This is a genomic window from Pedobacter sp. AJM, assembly GCF_002197755.1.
Lineage (GTDB): Bacteria > Bacteroidota > Bacteroidia > Sphingobacteriales > Sphingobacteriaceae > Pedobacter.
Window position 1 is genome coordinate 60,269 of the sequence record NZ_NHOT01000006.1, and the last position, 18,773, is coordinate 79,041.

The following is an 18,773-nucleotide window of genomic DNA, read 5'->3' on the forward strand; positions in this document are numbered from 1 at the left end:
ACCCGTTGAAAAACGGGTCTTTTTTGTATTCAGAGGAACAGGGGTATCAAGCATTAAGCCCTTGAATGAAGTTCAGGATGAGCAGGCTGTAGCGATTGTTTATAGAAAGCGTTTAATGCAGTTATTGTTTTACGGAGTCTTAAATGCACCAACTATGAACGGTCGTCCTCCCGATCTTGATTCAGGATCTATTTGAAGGAACTTATTTATCAAACACCAAACAAACCGGTGCGCCAACATCAATCCTTTTTCCGCTATCCGTTAATTTACCGGTTTTAACATCTCTATTAAAAATCACAACGTTATTGGTATACTGATGGCCAACCAATAAAAATTTTCCACTCGGATCAATGGTGAAATTTCTTGGTCCTTTACCTAAAGTACTTAACGTTTCAATCCATTTAAGTTGGCCGTTGGGAAGAATAGAAAAGGCAGAAATACTATTGGCATCACCTCTGTTGGTTTCATAAAGGAACTTCCCATCTGAAGAAATATGGATATCAGCCGCATCAATAGCACCTGTAAAATCTTTTGCCGTGGTTCCGATCTCCTGTAATTTGTTTAAGTGACCATTCAAATAACTAAATGCGGTTATGCGCCCGTTAAATTCATGAACCAGGTAGGCGAATTTTCCATCCGGACTAAAAACAATATGCCTTGGGCCTGTACCTGCATTGGTTTTAATAATTGATTTCTCAACAAGGGTTTTGTCCTTCCCGGTTTTATTATAGCTGTAAATGTAAGTCTGGTCTTCGCCCAAATCATTTACCACTAAATACCGGTGGTCTGGAGTGAACTTAACCATATGCACATGTGCACTTTTTTGCCTGCCCTTAGGATCAATACTCTTACCTGCATGTTGAATCACCTGAACGGCTTCACTTAAAGATCCATCAGTTTTACGCGGAAATACAGCTAAACTGCCGCCAGAATAATTTGCAATAATTACATTTTGCTCATCAACTGTAATGAAACATGGATCAGCCCCATGGCTATCTACCTTATTGATGAAAGTTAATGCTCCGGTTATAGCATCATATTTAAAGGCCGTAACAGCGCTGGTTTCACCAGTTTCATTTACAGCATATGCATATTTTTGATCAGCAGAAATAGCCAGGTAACTCGGGTTAGCCGTGCCTTTTGTGATATTTTTTAACGCTGTATTCCCTGTATTGGTATCAAAATCATAAGTGTAAATTCCTTCACTTTTACCAGGAGCGGTATAGGTGCCGATGACCAAGTTGTAATGGGTTTGTTGTGCAGTTGCAATGGTTGATAATAACGACATTAAGAATAATCCAATATATTTTTTCATAAGATGACCTGCTTTAGCAACAAATATGAGAAAAATTTGTTGAGGCAATTTCTAAATTAATTTAATGACAAACAAAAAAGGCAACCTTTACGATTGCCTTTAAAATTATTTTATTAAGTGTTTAATCTGGATCAGTTCATGATCTTCTAAATAACGCCATCTGCCACGAGGCAAATCTTTCTTCGTTAAATTGCCATAAACTACACGGTCTAACTTATCTACGCTATAACCTAGATGTTCGAAAATACGGCGAACAATCCTGTTTTTACCACTGTGAATCTGGATGCCGATTTCTTTTTTCGTTCCACCCGCTACATAAGAAATGTTATCCGGTTTAATCAATCCATCTTCGAGTTCTAAGCCGAAAGCAATTTTATTCAGGTCTCCCTGCGATAATGCTTTGTCTAGTTCAACATTGTAGATTTTAGTGATTCCGTTCTTTGGATGCGATAATTTATCAGCCAGTTCACCGTCATTCGTCATCAACAATAATCCTGTTGTATTGCGATCCAGGCGGCCAACCGGATAAATCCGTTCACGGCTTGCTTTGTCCACTAACTGCATGACGGTACGGCGTTCCTGCGGATCATCTGTCGTGGTAATATAGTCTTTTGGTTTATTCAGTAACACATAAACCTTTTTCTCACGCTTAAGCAGCTCGCCATTATAGCGCACAAGATCTTTCGAAGGATCTACTTTATGACCTAATTCCGTAACAGCTTCGCCGTTTACAGAAACTACGCCGGCAGCAATAAGTTCATCAGCCTTACGGCGCGAGCAAATCCCTGCATTGGAAATATATCTGTTCAGGCGAATTAAGCCTTTATCTTCATTTGTTTTACGTGCTGGCGCAATAACAGTTCGCTCCGGACGGTTAAATTCGGTATCTCTTGGTTGTGTTTCTTCACGTTTTCTAAACGGACGAGTGTCACCTTCTCTTGGTTCTCTAGGTTTTACATCTCTTGAACTTCCGGCACTTGGCTTAAAGTCATCAGTTCTTTCACCTCTCGATTTATAATCTCTGTATCCGCCTTCTCTGGGTTTGAAGTCGCGTTCTCCACCTCTTGATTTAAAATCCCTGTCGCCAGTTCTCGGTTTAAAATCTCTCGAATCTCCATCCTTAGACTTGAAGTCGCGTTCTCCTGTTCTTGGTTTATAATCTCTTGCTCCACCATCTCTTGATTTAAAGTCTCTGTCACCCGTTCTTGGTTTATAATCTCTTGATCCGCCATCTTTTGATTTAAAGTCACGATCACCCGTTCTCGGCTTGTAATCTCTTGATCCACCTTCCCTGGGTTTGTAACTGCGTTCTTCTTTTGCTCCGGTGTCTTTAGATTTAAATTCACGATCGCCAAATTTAAAGCTTTGTGGCTCTGCATCTTTTGATTTGAAATCTCGCCCGCCTGTTCTTGGTCTGGAATCTTTTCTGTCGCTAAATGATTTTGATTTAAAATCTTTACCCTCTGAACTTCTAGGTCTGAAGTTGTCTTTTGAATCGGATGATTTGTTGAATTTGTTGTCTCTGTCGTCTGATCTTTTTCTGTCAGATCCGGCTGAATTACTTCTGCCATCAGTTTTCCGGCTACCCGGTTTGGACTTGTCATCCCGACTGTTCCTGTTGTTTTTATTTATCATGATACGCTTTTAACCGCATCCTGAAATGCGGGTTGCAAATTTATGAAAAATTGATGAGTATTACAATATTGAGTAGGCAGAAAATCAGATAAAAAAATAGCCTCTAATATAGGTAATATCGGTCAAAATTCAAAATTTAAAATCCACGTTTAAAGCACTTTAGCGCCTGTTTTTTGAGCTTAATTGTGTAACTGTTTGATAATGTGCTTATTATTTTTTAGCTTTGCCGACGTTTTTATATAAGTTCACCAAAAAAAGGAGGAAAATGTTAAAGAAACACATCGTACCAATTGCGGTAGTGGTTACACTATTTATCTTGGCAAAAGTGTTCGCTTACCAAATGCCCTTAGCACAAAAAAGTCTTTTAAAAAAAGAACAATTACACACTACAATACCAACAACTCAACGCCTGAAAGTTGAAAAAAAGGAGGTTAAGCCTCAATCTTTAATGGCTCAGTTGAATTTCGCGGATGAAACCCTGCCTTTAGGCGATAAAAAGGTGGAACGCAAAATGAAAAAAATCCTTGCCGCACACACTTACGGCAACACGCAGACAAATCGTTTGCATAAAAAGGCAAAAGAATGGTTTCCAGTGATAGAGCCGATTCTTGCTGCTTACGGAATTCCTAATGATTTCAAATATTTGGCTTTGGTTGAATCTGGAATGGCAGCTGGCGTATCTCCAAAAGGTGCAGCCGGGATATGGCAGTTTATGCCAGGCACTGCACGTTCATATGGTTTAAAAGTAAATGCTGATGTAGATGAACGCTATAATTTGCGTAAATCAACCATCGCAGCCTGTAAATACATTAAAGAAATGTATAAAGGTTTAGAGAGCTGGACATTGGTGGCTGCGGCCTATAATGTTGGTGACGGACGTTTACGCAGGCAAATCAGCAATCAAAATCAGGATAATTATTATAAAATGAGGCTAAACCGGGAAACCGGCCGCTACGTTTATCAGGTGATCTCGATGAAACAGATTGTGGAACATCCGAAACGCTACGGATATCAGAAAAAGCGTGTGCTATTGGCTTACAACGCCGAATAATATAATTAAGATAAAGACAAGCATTTGGTAAGGCGCTCCGATTTCTGAATCGGAGCGTTTTTTTTGAAGATAATTACAAAGATTTTTTGATTTCACAGATTTCGGTGTGAGTGTTTGTGGTGATATTGAATAAATCACTGACCATCAAATTGTTTTTTAAAGTTTAAAGCGCCTTCTAGGTTAGTAATGAACCAATTATTAATGAGATAAAGTTTCTTTGCCTAGGAAGTACAAACTTCCACGGAATTATTTTCTAACTTCCTAAGTCTATCGCCCAATTTCTCCGATCGCCGTTCTAATAACGAACAAATGATTTTGAGCCATAAACGGATTTTTTCAGCGTGTTTACTATCACCCTAAACTTCTAACCCTTAAAAAAATATTTTAAACAATCAAACACCCATTGGTCGAAGCTTGTTACTTCTAACGCCTAACAACTTTTCAACTCAAATCCTTTTCTTTGCACTATGTTCAAGCTTCGCATCCATAAAATCATCAATCAACCTGGTGATAACCTCACATTTCAATTTGAAGAGGTAGATCAGTCATATCCTGAATATCTGGCCGGTCAGTTTGTTTCATTGGTATTTGAAGGAAAAAATAGAGAAGTTCGTAGATCATATTCATTCAACAGTTCACCTGATGTGGATGAACCGCTGGCCATTACGGTTAAGCGTGTTGAAAACGGAGAAATATCCAGATTTTTGCATCATAAAACCGGTGTAAATGATGTGTTGTTTGCACAGGAGCCCCAAGGATTATTCAGCTATTTACCTGATGAATATGTAGAACGGGATCTTTTTCTTTTTGCTGCTGGTGTGGGTATTACACCTTTGTTTTCCATTTTAAAAACAGCATTGGTAAGAGAGAGAAATTCACTAATCACACTGGTGTATAGTAACCGATCAAAGGAAGATGCCTTATTTTATAATGAGCTTTTAGAATGGCAAGCACGGTACCCAGAAAGATTAAAAATCGTGTGGATTTTTAGCAATAGTAAAAACCTGATGACTGCCCGCTTAAATAAGTTTTACATCGAGCAATTAATTAAAACACATTTACATTTCGATCGCAAACAAGCGCTATGCTATACCTGCGGGCCTATAATATATATGGATTTATGCAGAATTACTTTGCTGGGGATGGGATTCGATTTAAAACAGATCAAAAGAGAAACATTCGTTTTACCAGAAGATGAAATGGATGAAGACGATAGTTCAGAAAAAGTAGTAGATAAAAGCACCTACTCGGTCATCTTGAATTTCAATGGCGAAACGTATCATCTGGCAGTTCCCTGGCCAAAAAGAATTTTAGATGTTGCCCTTGAACATAAAATCAAACTCCCTTATAGTTGCAGGGGAGGTGTATGCAGCACTTGCGTAGCTACCTGTACCAAAGGAAATGTTCGCATGGATTATAATGAAGTACTTACGGATGAAGAGATAGAAAGGGGCAGGGTGCTGGTTTGCACTGGTCATCCAACAGAGAATGGAACAACAGTAGAATGGTAATAGATAAGCATTACATTTAACTCAATTTTTTGAGCAGAAGCATTTATGATGGGATTATTTAAGTTATATTATTTCTTACGAACCAATTTACAATATTTAAATCTTTAATATACTTGAAATCTTTGATATTGTCAGTTACTAATGTTAACTTATTAGTAATAGCTGTTACCCCTATTATTAAATCAAATTCATCATGCATTGGAGTTCCAGACTTCCTTAGATAGACTTTAGTTTCAGCATATTTTTTGATTGAACCTAAAATTGGAATTACCTTTAGTCCTTTAACAAATTTATCTACAGCCTCATGAGATTTTTTTGGGTTATCACTATTTTCGGCTCCGAATCTCAATTCAAAGATGGTAATTTCGGATATAAAACAATTTTCTATTCCTTTTTCTCGTATTATTTCGTCAAGATTTAGTTTGCCACGTAAGAAAAATATGCAAATGTTTGTATCAAGTAAATATTGCATATTTAAAAATTCAAGTCTTTAGCTTTAAACTTTCTACTGTCCTTAATTTCTTCAATTATTTCTTCAGCAGACTTTTTGGAAGCAAACGCTCCAAATGAATTAAAGAAATCTTCTTCATTACCTTTTGTGTCTTTTCTTATTGATTTTGCGAGATTCTCCAATAACTCGAGTTTACTAATAGCACTTAGACGTTCAAAAATTTGTGAATATGTTTTAATGATATGTTTTTCGGCATGTGTCATTTTTTGATGCTTTACTTCAAATCTACATAAAAAAAATATTTTTTAAGCTCATGATTTTTCAGTAAGTCTAGTGTTAGAAGATCGAGTTGTAATTAATAGTAAGAAGGAAAGTAAATATAAAACTCATTGAAAAAAATTCTTTTAAGGAGAATTAAAATTACAAAACCATCAATCATTCACTAACGTTTATATGGTATGATGAAAACTTTATTAACGTTTGTTTTTTCTTTTCTGTGTTTTCATCTCCTTGCGCAAGATTCCCTTATCATTAGAAAAGAGTCTGCCAATAAAGAATATATCAATCTTTACAAAGAAAATGCTGATTTCTCTTATACTGCTCCGGCCGGAGAATTGGGAGCGCCATCAAAATATGTCATTAATGGGAGGTTGACCACTACCTATATGTTGGTTGGAAGTTATAAATCACCCATAGCCTTCGCCATCATTCCAGATTTTACGGTTCGGGTCAGAAATGAGTTTTCTGCGGGCGTACGCACGCCGAGTTATCGCCTTGGTGGTGCCTTATATGCAAGGCTAAATGCCAGCCCGGAAAATTATCAATATGGAGAACTTGCTTTTACCCATCATTCTAATGGCCAGGATCAGGATGCTTTGAATACCAATGGCTCAGTAAATACGTTAACGGGGAATTTTAATGCCAATTATTTAACGGCATCTTATCGTTTCGGACATTTAACGGAAACAGATGCAGATGAAAGTTATTATTCCTTTAATCATCGGGTAGGTTTACAGTGGTATAAGTTTTTCAGGTATGAACCTGCTTTGAATCTGGGCTTTGGATTTACGAGAATCTTATACAATTTCTCCTGGCGAAAATATGGACTGATCGAAAGACATGCGAGAAATAAACCGAAAGTTAAAACCGAGAAAGAAACCTGGCGTTTAAATGCTGAGGTTTCCTATGCCGTGAATAAAATCCCTGCAAAGAATTTAGCGAATCTTCAAAAGCGGTTAAATGCCGAAATTAATTTTAATTATAGTCTTCCATTTATGAATAACGTCTTCCTAATGGCTGCAGTTGGCTATTATGGTGAAGATAATTATAACATCTATTTTCAGGATCATTATGGTTATCTGCGTTTTGGTTTATCATCTGGTTTCCTTCGGAATAGAAGCAAGCATTATGACAATTAATCCTTAATACAGTTTGAGTTACACTTTCATTTTGATAAAATTTTTAGCATTTTTGCGGATTGAAATCTGGCTATTTTATAAGCTGAATTTTTCCTCAACTTTTAAATAAAATATGAGCAATAAATCTATCGACCTTGGCGAGCAAAAAGATGTAGAAGTATACGGTGCGAGGGTACATAATTTAAAAAATATAGATGTTAGTTTCCCACGGAACCAATTGGTGGTAATCACTGGTTTAAGTGGCAGCGGTAAATCTTCTCTGGCCTTCGATACCATTTATGCTGAAGGCCAGCGCCGCTATATGGAAACATTTAGTGCTTACAGCCGCCAGTTTATGGGTGGGATGGAGCGCCCGGATGTGGATAAGGTTTCGGGTTTAAGTCCGGTGATTGCCATTGAACAAAAAACAACCAGTAAAAACCCACGTTCAACTGTTGGTACCATTACGGAAATTTATGACTTCATGCGTTTGCTATATGCCCGTGTGGCGGATGCTTTTTCATACAATACCGGGGAGAAGATGGAGCGGATGAGTGAAGATCAGATTCTGCAGAACATTTTTAATAAGTTCGACGGTATGGCCGTAAATATCCTGGCGCCGGTAGTAAAAGGCAGGAAGGGACATTACCGGGAGCTTTTTGAGCAAATCCGTAAGCAAGGCTATGTAAAGGTTCGTGTAGATGGAGAAATCAAAGACATTACGGCCAAAATGCAGGTTGATCGTTATAAAATCCATGATATTGAAGTGGTGATTGATCGCCTGATTGTTGATGATAAAGATAAAAAGCGTTTGTTGGATTCTGTGCAAACGGCCATGAAAATGGGTAAAGGTGTGATTAAAATTACTGATAAGGATAATCATGTTGCCCACTTTAGTAAGTTTCTGATGTGTCCAACTACGGGGATTTCTTATGATGAACCGCAACCGAATAGCTTCTCGTTTAATTCACCTTATGGAGCCTGCGACCGTTGTGATGGTTTAGGTTATATTTTTGTGGTGGATAAGGAATCAGTGATGCCAAATCCTAAGCTGAGCATTCTGAATGGTGGCCTGGCGCCGTTAGGCGAATATCGGGATATCTGGATGTTTCAGGTATTGAAATCACTGGCCAAAAAATACAGCTTCTCTTTATCTACGCCGATAGAAAAATTGAGTGATGAAGTTATCAATATTATTTTAAACGGATCGCCAGATCTGATTAAGGTAGAAGTGGAATACAATAAATGGAACGTTCAAAACTATAACATTACTTTCGATGGCATCATTAAAATGCTGGAAGAGCAGAACGAAAAGCGAAGCGAGTCTGCATCTGATGATATGGATGCTTTCCGCAAGTTAAAAACCTGTCCGGAATGCCATGGCGCCCGCTTAAAAAAGGAAAGTTTGCACTTCAAAGTTGATGGTAAGAATATTTTTGAACTTTCTTCCATGGATATTAATAACCTCTTCCAGTGGTTTGAACATGTTGATGAGCGTCTTACCGATCGCCAGAACATCATCGCAAAAGAAATTTTAAAAGAAATCAGAGCCCGGATTGGTTTTTTAACGGATGTGGGTTTAACTTATTTAACACTAGATAGAACAGCCCGTACCCTTTCTGGCGGCGAGGCACAACGGATTCGTTTAGCTACGCAAATTGGCTCTCAGTTAATGAATGTCATGTACATTTTGGATGAGCCCAGTATTGGTTTGCACCAGCGTGATAATGAGCGTTTAATAAATGCCTTAAAAAACCTTCGAGATCTGGGGAACACCGTTTTGGTGGTAGAGCATGATAAAGATATGATTCTCGAAGCTGATTGGGTAATTGATGTGGGCCCTGGAGCAGGTATTCATGGCGGAACAGTAGTAGCAGAAGGCACTGCGGCACAAATTTTAAATTCTAACACCTTAACTGCAGCGTATTTAAATGGTGATAAGAAAATTGAGACGCCAAAGGTTCGGAGAAAGGGCAACGGACATAAGTTATCTATTACCAAAGCTACCGGACATAATTTGAAAGAAGTTTCTGTTGATTTTCCGCTGGGCAAATTTATTGCCGTAACCGGAGTTTCGGGTTCAGGAAAATCGAGCTTAATCACCGAAACCTTATACCCGATTCTGAATCATCATTTTTTCAGGGCGAAAAAGACACCACTTCCATACGAGAAAATCACAGGGTTAAAGGAAATTGATAAGGTGATTGAAATAGATCAGGCACCTATAGGCAGAACACCGCGTTCCAATCCTTCTACCTATACGGGCGTTTTCTCAGATATCAGGAACCTTTTTGTGCAATTGCCTGAAGCAAAAATCAGGGGTTATAAACCCGGTCGCTTTTCTTTTAATGTAAAAGGAGGAAGGTGTGAAACCTGTCAGGGAGCCGGTCTAAAGGTGATTGAGATGAATTTCTTACCTGATGTGCAGGTGCCATGTGAAGAGTGTGGCGGTAAACGATATAACCGTGAAACTTTAGAGGTTCGTTTTCGTGGAAAATCGATTAGTGATGTGCTGGATATGAGTATTGAAGATGCCTGCGTTTTCTTTGAAAATATTCCGATCATCTACAGGAAAATAAAAACCCTGAAAGATGTAGGTTTAGGCTACATCACTTTGGGACAATCATCAGTCACTTTATCGGGTGGGGAAGCACAAAGGGTTAAACTGGCCACCGAGTTATCAAAAAAAGATACCGGAAAAACATTCTATATTTTAGATGAACCTACCACCGGATTGCATTTTGAAGATATTAATGTGCTTTTAGGTGTATTACAGGAACTGGTGGAAAAAGGAAATACCATTTTGGTGATTGAGCATAATCTGGATGTAGTTAAAGTGGCCGATTGGGTGATTGATTTGGGGGAAGAAGGTGGAGCAGGCGGCGGAAGAATCTTATTTGAAGGTACGCCGGAAGGATTAATTCAGAATCCGATTAGCTTGACTGGAAAATTCCTGAAAAAAGAAATGGAATTCGATGGGCATAAGTTTGAAGTCGAGCCGGTAGAAATGAAGAAACCTAAAAAGACAAAATCGGAGAAAAAAAATTAAACCCACCAGATTTGATACTGAATACTAAAATGAATTTTACTGATACCCATACCCATTTATATTACGAGCAAGATGCCGAAAAGCAAGCGCAGTTGATGGACCGCTGTTTTGAAAATGATGTGAACAGGTTATTTCTGCCCAATGTTGATATTAAATCCATTGCAATGATCGATGACCTGGTGAGTAAATATCCGGAAAATTGTTTTGCAATGGCAGGCTTACATCCTTGTGATGTAAAGGAGGACTATCTGTCTGTATTGGATGAAATTTATAAAAGTATATCCGGAAGACAAATCTATGCCATTGGGGAGATCGGAATTGATTTATATTGGGATAAAACCACTTTGTCATCTCAGCAGGATGCTTTCCGCAAGCAAATTGCTTGGGCGAAAGATTTAGGTCTACCCATTGTGATTCACTGTCGAGAAGCTTTTGACGAAGTATTTGAAGTGCTGGAAAGTGAGCGCGATGAAAAGTTGCGGGGCATATTTCACTGCTTCACTGGGAATGTAGAACAGGCAAAACAAGCTATTGATCTGAACTTTTATTTAGGAATAGGTGGTGTGGTCACTTATAAAAAAGCAGGATTGGATGGTGTGTTGAGTGAAATTGCTATGGAAAATCTGGTATTGGAAACCGACTCACCTTATCTGGCGCCTGTTCCTTTTCGAGGTAAACCGAATGAAAGCAGTTATCTGATTTATATTGCTGAAAAACTGGCTGATATTTATGGCGTTTCTGTGGAAGAAATTGCAAATATTACCACAGAAAATTCAAAGAAAATTTTTGGGGTTTAAGATTTGGCCTCCTGCTGAACTTGATTCAGCATCTTTTTATGGTTTCTGGAAAGTTACTTTCAATTCCTAGAAATAGCGGTGCTGTCATTGCTGCGAACAATTTTTAAAGTGATGAGCCACCCTTTTAGCAGGTCTCTTTCGCATAAAAAATTGCTTCGTTGTTCCTCCCCGCAAAAACGCCCTTTTTGTTTGCATTTGTCATTTATAAATTCTATTCAGTGCACTCCCTTAAAAGCTATATGATCATAATAAACGTTATTGAAACACTTATTGTTAAAATGGCAATAAAGTAAAACGATTAAGTTGTTTTTCCTGATTTTTATCATTAAAAAGCCCTTTAAATTAAAATTCTTTTAGTTTCTTTGTGAAGAGCAACCAAACCAAGTAATGACGAAAATCCTGATTATTTATACCGGTGGTACCATTGGTATGGTAAATGATCCCAGCAATGGGATGTTAATTCCTTTCGATTTCGAACAGATCAAAGAAAACGTTCCCGAATTAAGTCGTTTGGATTATCATTTAGACGTACATTCTTTTAACCCTGTTTTGGATTCATCCAATATGGATCCTGAAATCTGGAAGACGTTAGCAGAACTTGTTTACCAAAAATATGATCTTTATGATGGTTTCGTGATTCTTCATGGATCAGATACGATGGCATTTACAGCGTCTGCATTGAGTTTTATGCTCGAAAACCTGGGTAAGGCAGTGGTACTAACAGGTTCCCAGTTACCGATAGGCGAAATCAGAACCGATGCAAAAGAGAATTTGATTACTGCACTGGAAATTGCTGCCACCAAAGAAAACGGCAAGTCGTTATTCCCAGAAGTTTGCATTTATTTTGATGCGCAGCTGTTCAGGGGAAACCGTTCTATTAAATACAACAGTGAAAAATTTGAAGCCTTTCGTTCCCCAAACTACCCGGTTTTAGCAGAAGCAGGTGTACATCTTCAGTTCCATACCAACTACGTATTAAATGCACCAGAAGGTAAATTGACCTTGCATACCAATTTTAATTCAAATATCGGGGTTTTAAAACTCTATCCCGGCATTACACCACAGGCCGTTTCAGCCATTGCTGATTCGAAAGTAGATGCCATTATTTTAGAAACCTTCGGATCCGGTAATACCACTACAGCACAATGGTTTCTAGATAGTTTGCGCCAGGCCATCCTGAGTGGGAAAATCATTATTGATATTTCTCAGTGTAAAAAAGGCTCGGTACACCTCGGTCGTTATGAAACAAGTCGGGAGCTTCAAAAAATGGGCGTTCTAAGTGGTTACGACCTTACTTTTGAAGCTACGGTTACCAAACTGATGTTTGTAATGGGGTTAGGTTTAACCATTGTGGAAAGCCGTAGATTGATGGAAGAATCGCTTCGTGGTGAATTGACTAAAGATTAATATAAGTCAACATCTGAGCGATACTCTAAGTATTGACAACTTTTTGATGCATGATGTTTATAAAAGTTGTCAATGCTGATTCGTAAAACTTCTGCAATTATGATCATCATCATTTCAGTTATTCACATTTAGCCCTATTTTTGAGGCAAGATATTTGATTCAGGGGTTTTCTTGATACCTGATACCCAAATTTGATACTCCAGAAAAATGAAAATAGAACAAATATACACGGGTTGTTTAGCCGAAGCTGCTTACTATATAGAAAGCAAAGGGGAAGCGGCTATCATCGATCCATTAAGGGAAGTTGGAACATATCTGAAAAAAGCTGAAAAAGCCGGCGCAACCATTAAATATATTTTTGAAACGCATTTTCATGCAGACTTTGTTTCCGGACATGTAGACCTTGCCGAAAAATCTGGCGCTACAATTATTTACGGTCCTACAGCTAAAACAGGATTTAAATCGCACATCGCCCATGATGGAGAAAAATTTCAAATCGGAGATGTTACCATAACCGCTTTGCATACCCCTGGCCATACCTTAGAATCTACTACTTATTTATTAACGGATGAAAATGGTAAAGATCACTGTATTTTTAGTGGTGATACACTTTTTATTGGTGATGTAGGTCGACCTGATCTGGCTCAGAAAGGAAATTTAACCATGGAGGATCTGGCTGGTATGCTTTATGATTCACTCAATGAGAAAATAAAACCACTTTCGGATGATGTGACTGTTTACCCGGCTCACGGCGCGGGTTCAGCTTGTGGTAAAAGCATGAGTAAGGAAACTTTTGATACGTTGGGTCATCAGAAACAGGTTAATTACGCTTTAAAAGCACAAACAAAAGAGCAGTTTATAAAAGAAGTAACGGATGGAATCATGCCTCCGCCACAATATTTTGCTAAAAACGCAGCCATTAATAAAGGAGGCGTGGAAAGTATCGATGATGTCTATGAAAAGGGAATGAATGCTTTAACACCGCAGGCATTTGAAGATACCGTTAACCAGACTGGTGCAATTATGCTCGATACGCGTGATCCACAGCTATTTGCCAAAGGTTTTATTCCTAACTCCATCAACATCGGTTTAAACGGGCAATTTGCACCTTGGGTGGGGGCATTAATTACTGATTTACAACTGCCTATTTTATTAATTACTGACGAAGGTAAAGAACAGGAAAGCATTACGCGCTTAACCCGGGTAGGTTATGACAGTACCATTGGATATCTGGATGGTGGTTTTGAACGCTGGACGGATGCAGGTAAAGAAATTGATCGTATCGAATCTATTTCTGCAGAAGCTTTTGAACAAGCTGTGCAGGAAAATGAAATTACAGCATTGGATGTTCGTAAACCTGGCGAATATGAAGCAGAACACCTGGAATTTACATTAAGCCGTCCGCTGGATTTTATCAACGACTGGATGGGCGAAATTGATCCTAAAGCAACTTATTATATTCATTGCGCTGGTGGTTATCGCTCCATGATTGCGGCTTCAATTTTAAAATCCAGAGGTGTTGAAAATGTAATTGACATCGCTGGCGGATATGGTGCACTCAAAACCACAGGCTTAAAAAGAACTGATTTTGCCTGTCCAAGCAAGGCCATGAAAGTTAGTTAGTTTGAACAACCTAAGAGCATCTTACCACTGTTCATTTATTTTACACGCTAAGCTTAGATGATCTTAAATGTCTAAGGTGGTCAACATTTTTAAAATGCTTCAAAAAGAAAATCACTACGATATCATCATCATCGGTGCCGGACCAATTGGCATGGCCTGCGCAATAGCGGCTAAACAGGCTGGCTTAAGTTATCTCATTATCGAGAAAGGTGCGTTAGTGAATAGTTTATTCAATTACCCGGTCTTCATGACCTTCTTTTCCACTTCACAGAAACTGGAAATAGGAGGTGCGCCTTTTGTTACCATCAACCCGAAACCAAACCGTAATGAGGCTGTTGAGTATTACCGCAGGGTTGCTGAAAAGTTTAATCTGAATATTCATTTATTTGAAAGGGTCAATCAGGTTCATAAAAATGATCAGGAGAGATTTGAAATTCAAACCATTAAATCAAATTACACTGCCAGTAATGTGATTGTCGCAACAGGCTTTTATGATGTTCCCTTGTTAATGAATATTCCTGGTGAAGATTTACCCAAAGTAACTCATTATTATAAAGATCCGCATTTGTATGCGTTTCAAAATGTTGTGGTTGTTGGTGCAAATAATTCGGGTGTAGATGCCGCTTTGGAAACTTACCGGAAAGGAGCAAACGTAACCATGGTTGTCCGCAGTGGAGATCTTGGTCCGCATGTAAAATACTGGGTTCGTCCGGATATTCAAAACCGGATAAAAGAAGGAGAGGTAACTGCACTTTTTAATTCAGAACTTGTTGCAGTAAGAGAAGGTGAAGTAGATATTAAAACACCTGAAGGCATTAAAACCATTCCGAACGATTTTGTGATTGCCATGACGGGCTATCAGCCTGATTTTTCAATGCTGCGGAAATTTGGCATAGAACTACCGGAAACCCTTTGTCCTGTTTACAACGAAGAAACGATGGAAACCAATGTGAAAGGTTTGTACCTGGCGGGAGTTGTTTGCGGGGGTTTGGATACACACAAGTTGTTTATAGAGAACTCCAGGGTGCATGCAGAAATGATTATTAAAAATATCGTTAACTAGATTCCCTGTTAATAAAGTCCTGGTGGAATGTTGCACGAGGAAAGTTAAACCGGCAAAGGCTTTTCGAGCACAGGGCTGTTAAAACTTGGCAAGTTGATTTTAAGAACACTTCCCATAAAACTATTGATTGCAACTGCTACACTTGGCAAATCTTGAGAAGTTAAATAAGAACCCAGTACATGATTTCCTGCATTTGGAATGGCAATTTTTCGTTTCAAATCTTCTGATGTACCCAATTCTGTGAACATGCTAAGCATGGCATCTACACGTACCACAGGGTCTTGTTCTAGTTCATTTTTATAGTAATATAACAGTAAAACCGGTTGCTTCACTTTTTGAAAAACGGATTTATTCATGGTGCTTTCTACAAATTCCTGTAACTGCACTAAAGATTCTATTCTGTAATGGGTATACCAGTATTTTTTAAATTCATCTGTTCTGCCATCCACTTTGCGTTCATCACTACCTAAAACCCGCCTTGCAATTTGTAAACCCCACGGATCGTTTAACAACCAGGCGTTTTTATCGTTTATCGCTACATTGGGAGACAGCAGAATTATACTATTGATTTCAGGATAAGTAGCGGCAAGTTTTAAGGCTACTGTTCCACCTGTTGAAGTTCCGATTAAGATTACTTTCTTACCTAATTTCTGACCGATGGCATAAGCCTGCTTACTGGTTTCCCAAAGCCTGTCGGCGGTAAAATACTGCATCGGCGCAGGGGTATCAATACCATGGTCGGCCAAACGTGCTAAATATAAATTGGCACTTAAATTTTTCGCCAGATGGAGATGTATGGGGTTGCCTTCCATTTTTGAAGCAGAAAAGCCATGCAGGTAAATCACGGCATATTCGGTTTGCTTATGTGCAGTATCAGCCCATACAATTTCAGCCTCATTTCCGGGCTTAATATTGTTTGAATGCTCCATAGCTTCCACATAATCTTCAAGGTTTTTAATATCCGGAACATCGGGCAATGAAGTATTGTACAGCGGTTTTTTTGGCCTGGGCCCCAATAAGTACCCGACAATGATAAATACCGAAAAACCGATTAATACTTTATAACGTTTTTTCATTGTGCCTAAATTATAGCTTTACAAATAAACTTTTGACGGAGTAAAGTAATTTTTCAGTAGCTGGTTTTTCATTTTGAGGGGAAGCTTTGATCTGCAGCAACTTTCACGCTAAACCTGATTGCGCCAAATAGCCCACAGCCCGAAGCATGAGGGCGAAGGACTATAGGCAAAAGCAGGAGGAAAGGTGCAGGTGATTACTGCCGTTGCTTTTCTACAGATGAGGATGCTTCATAATACATTCCTTTTTTATGGGAAATTAGCTTAAGTTTGCAATCAAAATTTTTCGACTTAATGCCGGGAATCGAACAGATAAAAAAACCTATAGCAGCAGATATCAAAGCGTTTGAAAAGACGTTCAAAGAATCTATGCATAGCGACGCACCGTTGCTTGACAGAATTACCCACTATATTGTGAAACAAAAAGGCAAACAAATGCGGCCCATGTTCGTGTTTTTTGCTGCAAAATTATGTGGTGGCATTACCGAATCTACCCACCGTGGGGCTGCATTAGTGGAATTGTTGCATACGGCAACACTCGTACACGATGATGTGGTTGATAATGCCTATGAGCGGCGTGGATTTTTCTCTATTAATGCACTATGGAAAAATAAAATAGCGGTATTGGTTGGCGATTTTTTACTGGCTAAAGGGTTGTTGCTTTCGGTAAACAATAATGAACACCGTTTGTTACAAATTGTATCAGAGGCAGTGAAGCAGATGAGTGAAGGTGAATTGCTGCAGATTGAGAAAGTGCGCAGAATGGATATTTCAGAGGAATTATATTTCGACGTGATCCGTCAGAAAACAGCTTCTTTAATCGCTTCCTGCTGCGCTGCAGGTGCTGCATCTGCAGGTGCTGATGATACTATTATTGAGAAGATGCGATTATTTGGGGAAAAGGTGGGAATTGCATTTCAGATTAAGGATGATACTTTTGATTTTGGAACGGATGACGTAGGGAAGCCTCTTGGAATTGACATTAAGGAGAAAAAGGTAACACTTCCGCTGATTTACGCCTTAAACCGTGCTGAAAAACCTGAACGTAAACGCATCATCAATTTGGTAAAAAACCATCAGGATGATCCGGCTAAAATTCAACAAATCATAGATTTTGTTAATGGACATAAAGGTGTCTATTATGCTAATGAGAAGATGTTACAATACCAGGAAGAGGCTTTTGATATTCTGCGTCAGTTTGATGCAGGAGAAGCCAGAACAGGTTTAGAACAACTTGTCCTTTATACTACAGAACGTAAAAAATAATGAGTAACGAGCTACTTTTCAGTATTGGTTTCCTGCTGTTTATTGTGATCATTCTGGCTTTGGATTTAGGTCTGTTTAGCCGTAAAGAACATGTGGTGAGTTTGAAACAGGCAGGAATCATGAGCGTAATCATGGTAGCACTTGCACTAGGCTTCTATTTTATTTTACGGACAGAAGGCCATCAGCTTCACGGGATTAAGGATTTTGCGCATCTCAAGGAAATTGTTGTCAAACACCAGCATCATATCAACCTTATTCCAAACGATTTTGAAGGAAGCCTATCTGTTTACAAAAAGAACCTTGGTTTAGAGTTTTTAACTGGCTATGTAATCGAATACGCCCTATCTGTAGATAATATTTTTGTTATTGTTTTAATCTTTTCTGCCTTCGCTGTGGAAGAAAAGTATTATCATCGTGTGTTGTTCTGGGGAATCCTGGGTGCGATTATCATGCGTTTCATCTTTATATTTGTAGGTGCGGCATTGATCGCGAAGTTTGCCTGGATTCTCTATATTTTCGGAGCTTTCCTGGTTTTTACCGGCGTCAAAATGTTTTTTAGTAAGGATGAAGATGAGAAAATTGATCCTGAGAACCATCCGGTAGTGAAATGGGCTTCAAAAATCTTCTCTATCCATCCGAAGTACGAAGGAAAAAATTTCTTTGTAAAAATCAACCACAAAACACTGGTTACGCCACTTTTCCTGGTTCTTTTAATTGTAGAGTTTACCGATCTACTTTTTGCCGTAGACTCTATCCCGGCTATTTTTGCGGTGACAAAAGACCCTTATATTGTATTTTTCTCTAACATATTCGCCATCATGGGGCTGCGTTCCATGTTCTTTTTACTGGTGAATATTATCCATAAGTTCCATTATTTGAAAACAGGCCTGGCCGTGTTACTTGCCTTTATTGGCGTGAAAATGCTTGGGCATGTTTACCTGGAGAAGTTAGGATTTACCACTCAGCACTCATTAATTATTATTGTCAGTATTCTGGTGATCAGTGTAGTGGCATCATTGGTTTTTCCGAAAAAGGTGATGCATCAATAATATAATTTACCACCTCAGGCAACTAAGATCATTTAAGTTAATGTTCTAAGGCTATTTTTTCTAAGGTATTATATGTTTTTTTTGAA

15 protein-coding genes are annotated in these 18,773 nt (G+C 38.6%); 10 read left to right on the forward strand and 5 right to left on the reverse strand.

The window, feature by feature from the left end:
- Nucleotides 1–202 precede the first annotated feature (202 nt).
- Together CBW18_RS13555 and CBW18_RS13560 are read right to left on the reverse strand one after the other, a co-directional pair.
- Nucleotides 203–1,315, reverse strand: coding sequence for a lactonase family protein (locus CBW18_RS13555; RefSeq protein ID WP_088301883.1), 1,113 nt, complete (start codon nucleotides 1,313–1,315; stop codon nucleotides 203–205).
- Between the two features lie 105 nt (nucleotides 1,316–1,420).
- Nucleotides 1,421–2,950: a pseudouridine synthase gene (locus tag CBW18_RS13560; RefSeq protein ID WP_088301884.1), complete on the reverse strand. Its 1,530-nt coding sequence runs from the start codon at nucleotides 2,948–2,950 to the stop codon at nucleotides 1,421–1,423.
- A 265-nt stretch (nucleotides 2,951–3,215) separates the two neighbouring features.
- Between CBW18_RS13560 and CBW18_RS13565 the strand changes: the two genes are divergently transcribed.
- A complete protein-coding gene (locus tag CBW18_RS13565) occupies nucleotides 3,216–4,001 on the forward strand; it encodes a lytic transglycosylase domain-containing protein (protein ID WP_088301885.1) in 786 nt (261 codons plus the stop codon).
- A 467-nt stretch (nucleotides 4,002–4,468) separates the two neighbouring features.
- Complete coding sequence (locus CBW18_RS13570; protein ID WP_088301886.1) at nucleotides 4,469–5,512, forward strand: ferredoxin--NADP reductase; 1,044 nt, start codon at nucleotides 4,469–4,471, stop codon at nucleotides 5,510–5,512.
- 58 nt (nucleotides 5,513–5,570) lie between these two features.
- On the opposite strand, the gene CBW18_RS13575 is transcribed toward CBW18_RS13570, so the two are convergent.
- Entirely contained in the window at nucleotides 5,571–5,984 is a 414-nt protein-coding gene (locus CBW18_RS13575; RefSeq protein ID WP_088301887.1) for a PIN domain-containing protein, read from the reverse strand.
- A 2-nt stretch (nucleotides 5,985–5,986) separates the two neighbouring features.
- The gene (locus CBW18_RS13580) at nucleotides 5,987–6,226 is read right to left on the reverse strand and encodes a hypothetical protein (RefSeq protein ID WP_088301888.1); all 240 of its coding nucleotides are present in this window, start codon (nucleotides 6,224–6,226) and stop codon (nucleotides 5,987–5,989) included.
- A gap of 195 nt (nucleotides 6,227–6,421) precedes the next feature.
- Between CBW18_RS13580 and CBW18_RS13585 the strand changes: the two genes are divergently transcribed.
- The 6 genes from CBW18_RS13585 (at nucleotide 6,422) to CBW18_RS13610 (ending at nucleotide 15,299) form a co-directional block, all read left to right on the forward strand.
- Nucleotides 6,422–7,381 carry a hypothetical protein gene (locus CBW18_RS13585; protein WP_088301889.1) on the forward strand — a complete coding sequence of 320 codons (960 nt, stop codon included), beginning with the start codon at nucleotides 6,422–6,424 and terminating at the stop codon, nucleotides 7,379–7,381.
- A gap of 112 nt (nucleotides 7,382–7,493) precedes the next feature.
- Complete coding sequence (uvrA, locus tag CBW18_RS13590) at nucleotides 7,494–10,409, forward strand: excinuclease ABC subunit UvrA (RefSeq protein WP_088301890.1); 2,916 nt, start codon at nucleotides 7,494–7,496, stop codon at nucleotides 10,407–10,409.
- A gap of 29 nt (nucleotides 10,410–10,438) precedes the next feature.
- The gene (locus CBW18_RS13595; RefSeq protein WP_088301891.1) at nucleotides 10,439–11,206 is read left to right on the forward strand and encodes a TatD family hydrolase; all 768 of its coding nucleotides are present in this window, start codon (nucleotides 10,439–10,441) and stop codon (nucleotides 11,204–11,206) included.
- A gap of 387 nt (nucleotides 11,207–11,593) precedes the next feature.
- Complete coding sequence (locus CBW18_RS13600; RefSeq protein ID WP_088301892.1) at nucleotides 11,594–12,613, forward strand: asparaginase; 1,020 nt, start codon at nucleotides 11,594–11,596, stop codon at nucleotides 12,611–12,613.
- 207 nt (nucleotides 12,614–12,820) lie between these two features.
- The gene (locus CBW18_RS13605; RefSeq protein ID WP_088301893.1) at nucleotides 12,821–14,236 is read left to right on the forward strand and encodes a rhodanese-like domain-containing protein; all 1,416 of its coding nucleotides are present in this window, start codon (nucleotides 12,821–12,823) and stop codon (nucleotides 14,234–14,236) included.
- A 94-nt stretch (nucleotides 14,237–14,330) separates the two neighbouring features.
- On the forward strand, nucleotides 14,331–15,299 hold the full coding sequence (locus tag CBW18_RS13610; RefSeq protein ID WP_088302011.1) for a YpdA family putative bacillithiol disulfide reductase: 969 nt from the start codon (nucleotides 14,331–14,333) through the stop codon (nucleotides 15,297–15,299).
- A 44-nt stretch (nucleotides 15,300–15,343) separates the two neighbouring features.
- Here the strand turns inward: CBW18_RS13610 and CBW18_RS13615 are convergent, their stop codons facing one another.
- On the reverse strand, nucleotides 15,344–16,375 hold the full coding sequence (locus CBW18_RS13615) for a carboxylesterase (RefSeq protein WP_088301894.1): 1,032 nt from the start codon (nucleotides 16,373–16,375) through the stop codon (nucleotides 15,344–15,346).
- A 291-nt stretch (nucleotides 16,376–16,666) separates the two neighbouring features.
- On the opposite strand from CBW18_RS13615, the gene CBW18_RS13620 reads away from it, so the two are divergent.
- The gene (locus CBW18_RS13620) at nucleotides 16,667–17,638 is read left to right on the forward strand and encodes a polyprenyl synthetase family protein (protein WP_088301895.1); all 972 of its coding nucleotides are present in this window, start codon (nucleotides 16,667–16,669) and stop codon (nucleotides 17,636–17,638) included.
- Entirely contained in the window at nucleotides 17,638–18,687 is a 1,050-nt protein-coding gene (locus CBW18_RS13625; protein WP_088301896.1) for a TerC/Alx family metal homeostasis membrane protein, read from the forward strand. The genes CBW18_RS13620 and CBW18_RS13625 overlap by 1 nt, the downstream gene beginning before the upstream one ends.
- Nucleotides 18,688–18,773: the final 86 nt, after the last annotated feature.